Below are 6,614 nucleotides of genomic sequence, written 5' to 3'. Positions count from 1 at the left end.
TCACAACAGTTTCAGGCAATTATTTGACATTAAAAGTTTGAAACTATTTAACTGAATTCAGAATTGAGAATTGAGAATGGCAGATTTGAGCAGCTAAAAATTTTGACATTCACAACAGTTTCAGGCAATTATTTAACATTGAAAGTTTGAAACTATTTAACAGAATTGAGAATTCAGAATTGAAAATTCAGAATTGAGAATGGCAGATTTGAGCGGCTAAAAAATTTGACACTCACAACAGTTTCAGGCAATTATTTGACATTAAAAGTTTGAAACTATTTAACTGAATTCAGAATTGAGAATTGAGAATGGCAGATTTGAGCAGCTAAAAATTTTGACATTCACAACAGTTTCAGGCAATTATTTAACATTGAAAGTTTGAAACTATTTAACAGAATTGAGAATTCAGAATTGAAAATTCAGAATTGAGAATGGCAGATTTGAGCGGCTAAAAAATTTGACACTCACAACAGTTTCAGGCAATTATTTGACATTAAAAGTTTGAAACTATTTAACTGAATTCAGAATTGAGAATTGAGAATGGCAGATTTGAGCAGCTAAAAATTTTGACATTCACAAGAGTTTCAGGCAATTATTTAACATTGAAAGTTTGAAACTATTTAACAGAATTGAGAATTCAGAATTGAGAATTCAGAATGGCAGATTTGAGCGGCTAAAAATTTTGACACTCACAACAGTTTCAGGCAATTATTTAACATTGAAAGTTTGAAACTATTTAACAGAATTGAGAATTCAGAATTGAGAATTCAGAATTGAGAATTCAGAATGGCAGATTTGAGCGGCTAAAAATTTTGACACTCACAACAGTTTCAGGCAATTATTTGACATTGAAAGTTTGAAACTATTTAACAGAATTCAGAATTGAAAATTGAGAATGGCAGATTTGAGCGGCTAAAAAATTTGACACTCACAAGAGTTTCAGGCAATTATTTGACATTGAAAGTTTGAAACTATTTAACAGAATTCAGAATTGAGAATTGAGAATGGCAGATTTGAGCAGCTAAAAATTTTGACATTCACAACAGTTTCAGGCAATTATTTAACATTGAAAGTTTGAAACTATTTAACAGAATTCAGAATTGAGAATTCAGAATTGAGAATTCAGAATGGCAGATTTGAGCAGCTAAAAAATTTGACACTTCCCTACAGTTTCAGGCAATTATTTGACATTAAAAGTTTGAAACTATTTGTGACATTCTTAAAGTGAATTGGTATCAGATTCCTTAGTATTAACAAAAAAAACTTGATCGAAGATAAATTTACATATTTTTGTCTCAAATCTAAACAATGTGAGAAAAATATCTCAAAGCTTTACAACGATAAAACAGCTTAATTTTAGGATAAATTAAAGCAATGACAAACATACTAGCAATTCAACAAAGGACTGCCTCTACTAAAGAAAAATCTTTAATATTATGGTTTGATGAAGTTGATATTAACGACATCCCATTAGTAGGAGGTAAAAACGCTTCCCTAGGGGAAATGATGCAACAACTTACCCCCAAAGGTATCAACATACCTAACGGTTTTGCTACCACTGCTTACGCTTACCGCTACTTCATCAAAACAGCAGGTTTAGAAACAAAACTGCGCCAACTGTTTGCCGATCTTGACGTTGAAGATATCAAAAATTTGCAACAACGGGGTAAAAAAGCACGAGCATTAATAATGAATACACCCTTTCCAGTAGAACTAGAACGAGCGATCGCCATCAGCTACGAAACCATATCTTACCTCTACGGTAAAGAAATAGATGTTGCCGTACGTTCCAGCGCTACTGCGGAAGACCTCCCCGATGCTAGTTTTGCCGGACAACAAGAAACCTACCTGAATATTCACGGGATTAAAAGTGTACTCAAAGCAGCTCATAAATGTTTTGCTTCAATATTCACAGATCGTGCAATTTCCTACCGTACTCTCAAAGGTTTCGACCATTTCGATGTTGCTCTATCCGTCGGCATTCAAAAAATGGTGCGTTCTGACCTCGCTACATCCGGCGTCATGTTTTCCATCGACACCGAAACTGGATTTAAAAATGCTGCTTTAGTTACAGCAGCTTACGGTTTAGGGGAAAACGTCGTCCAAGGTGCAGTCAACCCTGATGAATATCTAGTATTTAAACCAACTCTCCGGGAAGGTTTCCCCACTATTCTCAACAAACGCCTCGGCACTAAGGCAGTCAAAATGGTTTACGATGGCGGTAACTCCACGAAAAACGTACCCGTTGCCGAACGAAAGCAACAACAGTTTGCCCTGACTGATGATGAAATTTTACAACTTGCTCAGTGGGCGGTAGTTATAGAAGATCACTATTCCCAGGTGCGCGGTATTTACACCCCAATGGATATTGAATGGGCAAAAGATGGGAACGATGATACTTTATACATAGTGCAGGCGCGACCAGAAACTGTGCAATCTCAAAAATCTAGTAATGTGCTGCATACTTATCATTTGCAGGAGCGGGGGAAAGTCTTGGTGACGGGTCGCGCTGTAGGGCAAGGTATCGCTCAAGGGAAAGTGCGCGTGATTCTGGATACGGATAAAATTGGCGAATTTCAAGCAGGAGAGGTATTGGTAACTAACAAAACCGACCCGGACTGGGAACCAATTATGAAAAAAGCTAGTGCCATAGTTACTAACCAAGGTGGTCGTACTTGTCATGCTGCCATTATTGCGCGGGAGATGGGTATTCCGGCGATCGTTGGTTGTGAAAATGCGACTGAACTATTGAACGATGGTAACGCGACTCAACTATTGAACGATGGTAACGCGACTCAACTATTGAACAATAGCAACACGACTCAACTATTGAACAATAGCAACACGACTGAACTATTGAACGATGGTAACGCGACTCAACTATTGAACAATAGCAACACGACTGAACTATTGAACGATGGTAACGCGACTCAACTATTGAACAATAGCAACGCGACTGAAATATTGAACGATGGTAACGCGACTGAAATATTGAACAATAGCAACGCGACTGAACTATTGAACGATGGTAACGCGACTGAAATATTGAACAATAGTAATGAAGTAACTGTTTGTTGCGCTGAGGGAGAAGTAGGAACGGTTTATCAAGGTTTGCTGCCGTTTGAGGATGTGGAAACGGTGTTGGATGATATTCCCAAAACTCGCACCAGCATTTTAATGAATGTAGGCAACCCAGAGTCAGCTTTTCAGTTATCAGCAATTCCCTGTGATGGTGTAGGTTTGGCGCGGTTGGAATTTATAATTGCCAATCATATTGGGGTGCATCCGTTGGCGTTGCTGAATTTTGACCAAGTGGCAGATGAGGTTGAAAAAGCAAAAATTGCTGAGTTGACTGTAGGATACGAACGTAAGGCAGATTTCTTTATCGATCGCCTAGTTTATGGTATAGGAGCGATCGCTGCTGCCTTTTATCCGAAACCTGTCATTGTGCGGATGAGTGATTTTAAAAGTAATGAATATGCTAACTTATTGGGAGGGAAACAATTTGAACCCGATGAAGAAAATCCGATGATTGGTTGGCGGGGTGCGTCTCGTTATTATCATCCCAAATATCGGGAAGCTTTTGGTTTAGAATGTGTGGCGCTGAAGCGAGTCAGGGATGAAATGGGATTAGCAAATGTGATTCCTATGATTCCATTTTGTCGCACACCCCAGGAAGGGAAGAAGGTATTAGCAGAGATGGCAAAGTATGGTTTGGAAAGGGGTAAGAATTGTTTGCAGGTTTATGTAATGTGTGAGTTACCCAGTAATGTGATTTTAGTAGAACAGTTTGCTCAAATCTTTGATGGGTTTTCTATTGGATCGAATGATTTGACTCAGTTGGTATTAGGTTTAGACCGAGATTCAGCATTGGTGGCGGATGTTTTTGATGAACGCCATGATGCTGTGCGTCGGATGATCCAGATCGCCATTACAATTGCCCATGAATGCGGGTGTAAGATTGGTATTTGTGGTCAGGCGCCGAGCGATTATCCCGAGTTTGCCCAGATGTTAGTAGAATTGGGAATTGATTCGATTAGTTTGAATCCTGATTCTGTTTTGAAGACTCGATTTGAAGTGGCAAAGTTAGAAGTCAAAGCGTAGGTTGGGTTGAGGAACGAAACCCAACAAAGTCGGGACTTACACAGAACCAGCATATCTAGTAGAGGGCGAATGCCATTCGCCCCTACAAATTATGATTTGGTATTTTGCGTAAGTCCTGAAAGTATTATTGTTGGGTTTCACTTGATTTTACAACGGCCTACATTTTGAGATGTGCTCCAGAGGGGGTTATCATCCAACAGAGCGATCGCCCATCTCCAGAAAAGAGGGAACAGGGAACAGGGAACAGGGGGGAATGATATCAAATCCGGTAGCATCGGTGTTATTCAGTATTTAAAGATAAGAGTCCTTATGGTAGGGGCGAATGGCATTCGCCCCTAACCATTGTATGAGGACGATAGAGTTATATTACTCTGAAGCCAACGGATTTGATATGATTGATAATTTATGGATAAGAATTGATTTTCTTTTTCATTTTTGGAGAAGTCTATTAGAAGTCAGAGTGTAGTAGCTTGCCTAGATTAAAATTGTGGGTAAGACCTCTCCCCTAACCCCTCTCCTGCAAGGAGAGGGGATAATGTTGCTCCCCCTTCCCTCGTAGGGAAGGGGGTTGGGGGGTTAGGTTTTTTTAGCCCAAGCTCGTCTAGACTAAAATTGTAGGTAAGGAGCAAGTAACCACCTTGAGACAAAGCCGATTTCTGGCGCTCCCAAGAATTAGAAGAAACCGGGTTTGTGGGAGATTAATTTTAGTATTGTGGGGTAAATGCTCAAACTTACTTAGGGATTACTTCTGAATTCTAAATTCTAAATTCTAAATTCCCATCTCTCTCCAATCTCCAGACGGAATAAAAGCTGCCCAATAATAAGGATGTTCATACCCTTCTGTTGCCAACATCTCTAACTGCGTTTGTCGCATTGCCTCCGATCGCCCCTCATTATTCAAAACCCGTTGATAATATTTGACCATCAAATCTTTCGTACCAAAATCATTCACTTGCCACAAACTAATTACCTGACTTTCACTACCAGCAATAGCTAACGCCCGACGCAAACCATAAACTCCATCTCCCACATTCTTTATTTCTCCTAACCCGGTATCGCAAGCAGACAATACTACCAACTTCGTACCACCCAAACTTAAATTGGCAATTTCTAACGCAGTCATTACTCCATCTTCATTCCCGCTTTCGCGTTCTGTGAATCCTGCTAAAGCTAAACCCGAACGTAGCAGTGGGTTTTCTAATTTGTCTAGTTTAATTGCAGGGAGAGAACTCTTAAAATCAAATCCTTCCATCAAACCGCTTCCCAAAGTTGGGGGTGCAGCTTCTTCCAAATCTTCGAGAAAGAAACCGTGGGTAGCAATATGGAGTATTTCTGGTGCATTGACTTGTTTAACTGCGTTTTCTGTAGCATCAGACTCAGTTAACAGAATTTCTTCTGATAACATCAATGCAATCTCTTCTGCTTCTGCTTTTGTTCCCGGTAATGAGCTAAGTCTTAATAAGTTTTGTGCCGGAAATAAAAACTCCTCCTCAGTGACGTCATCTTTAGTAGGTTCATTATTGCTGCCACGTTTACTATTAGCAACCAATTGAGCAGAATTAGGATTTCCTGGGATGTCGTATTCGGGGTTGGCAACTAATATAGGTGGTTGTTTTGCGGGGAAGTCGATGTCAAGTTTGAGCAAATCGCGTCCGGTGGTGAGGTAGGTAATGGTATAGTTTTCGATTAAATATTGGTTATTTTCATCCACGAGAGCAGCAAAGGGAATGAGGTTGAGTTGGGAGTCTGGAGATAACAGGATGTGTTTGGCGTTGCCTAATTTTTGGCGGATGGGTTGCATTACCTGTTGGTCTAAAGTACGGGCAATTTCTTGGATAGAACTATCTGATTTTGATAATTTGTCGCGAAATTCCTCGATGGTGTTGTGGATGGGTTCTACTTTTCCCAGGTCTAACCATTGGGGTGTGCCTGTAGAATGGAGGATGTAAACTGCATAGCGGGGTTCTCCGAATCTTTCACCTCGTTTAGCTTTAGCATCGTAAGGTTTGTACTGCATTATTTCCACTAATGCTGCATCAGCAGGAATTAACTTTTTTACTCTTTCAATAGTTACTGGTTTATTGGTGTTAGCAAATGCTGCACTAGCAAGAGAAAGGTCGGCTTCTAATTTTTCTGCTTTGCCTTTAAGATTAGCTATTCGTTGACGATATTGTTCTAGCGAGATATTTTTCGGTTTTTCGTAGATGAGGGCAGCTATTTGAGTGCGGGTGTTTGCCAGGTCATCGAGGAGTTTTTCATTTTCTGGGGTTAGGTTGTCGCGGATAGCTTGGAGTGAGTCAGCGATAGAGTCGAGGATGCGACCTTTGCGCCGGAGGATAGTGGTGAAGGCAAGGTTAGCTGCTTTTCGGTTTGTGGGTGCCTCTTGGAGATGCAGGGATATAGTGGCATTAGTTGTGGCTGAGAGCATTCTCATGGAAGCTTGTTTTTGACTTTCCGAACCTGTGGCAAGGAAAGAAGTAAGGGTAGTTTCTTGTACTTCCATTCCCTGA

General features: G+C 40.2%; 2 protein-coding genes. One reads left to right on the top strand and one right to left on the bottom strand.

The genetic code is table 11. The annotated features are described in order from the left end of the window. Positions 1 to 1,374 precede the first annotated feature (1,374 nt). Positions 1,375 to 4,104, top strand: a complete 2,730-nt coding sequence (gene ppsA / locus F6K40_RS36305) for a phosphoenolpyruvate synthase (protein ID WP_293143864.1) — start codon at positions 1,375 to 1,377, stop codon at positions 4,102 to 4,104. Between the two features lie 769 nt (positions 4,105 to 4,873). Here ppsA and F6K40_RS36300 read toward each other — a convergent pair. Beyond that, positions 4,874 to 6,614 (bottom strand): CHAT domain-containing protein (locus F6K40_RS36300; protein WP_293143861.1); only part of this gene is annotated, 1,741 nt, incomplete at its 5' end.

This window comes from Okeania sp. SIO3I5 (assembly GCF_010672085.1).
In the GTDB taxonomy this organism is placed as follows: Bacteria; Cyanobacteriota; Cyanobacteriia; order Cyanobacteriales; family Microcoleaceae; genus Trichodesmium.
The sequence above is the reverse complement of the archived record's forward strand: the minus strand, read 5'-3'. Positions and strand labels throughout refer to the sequence as shown.

What these genes read in the sequence shown, in the direction of transcription:
- ppsA (WP_293143864.1), top strand. Translation starts at nt 1,375, where the DNA reads ATGACAAACATACTAGCAATTCAACAAAGGACTGCCTCTACTAAAGAA.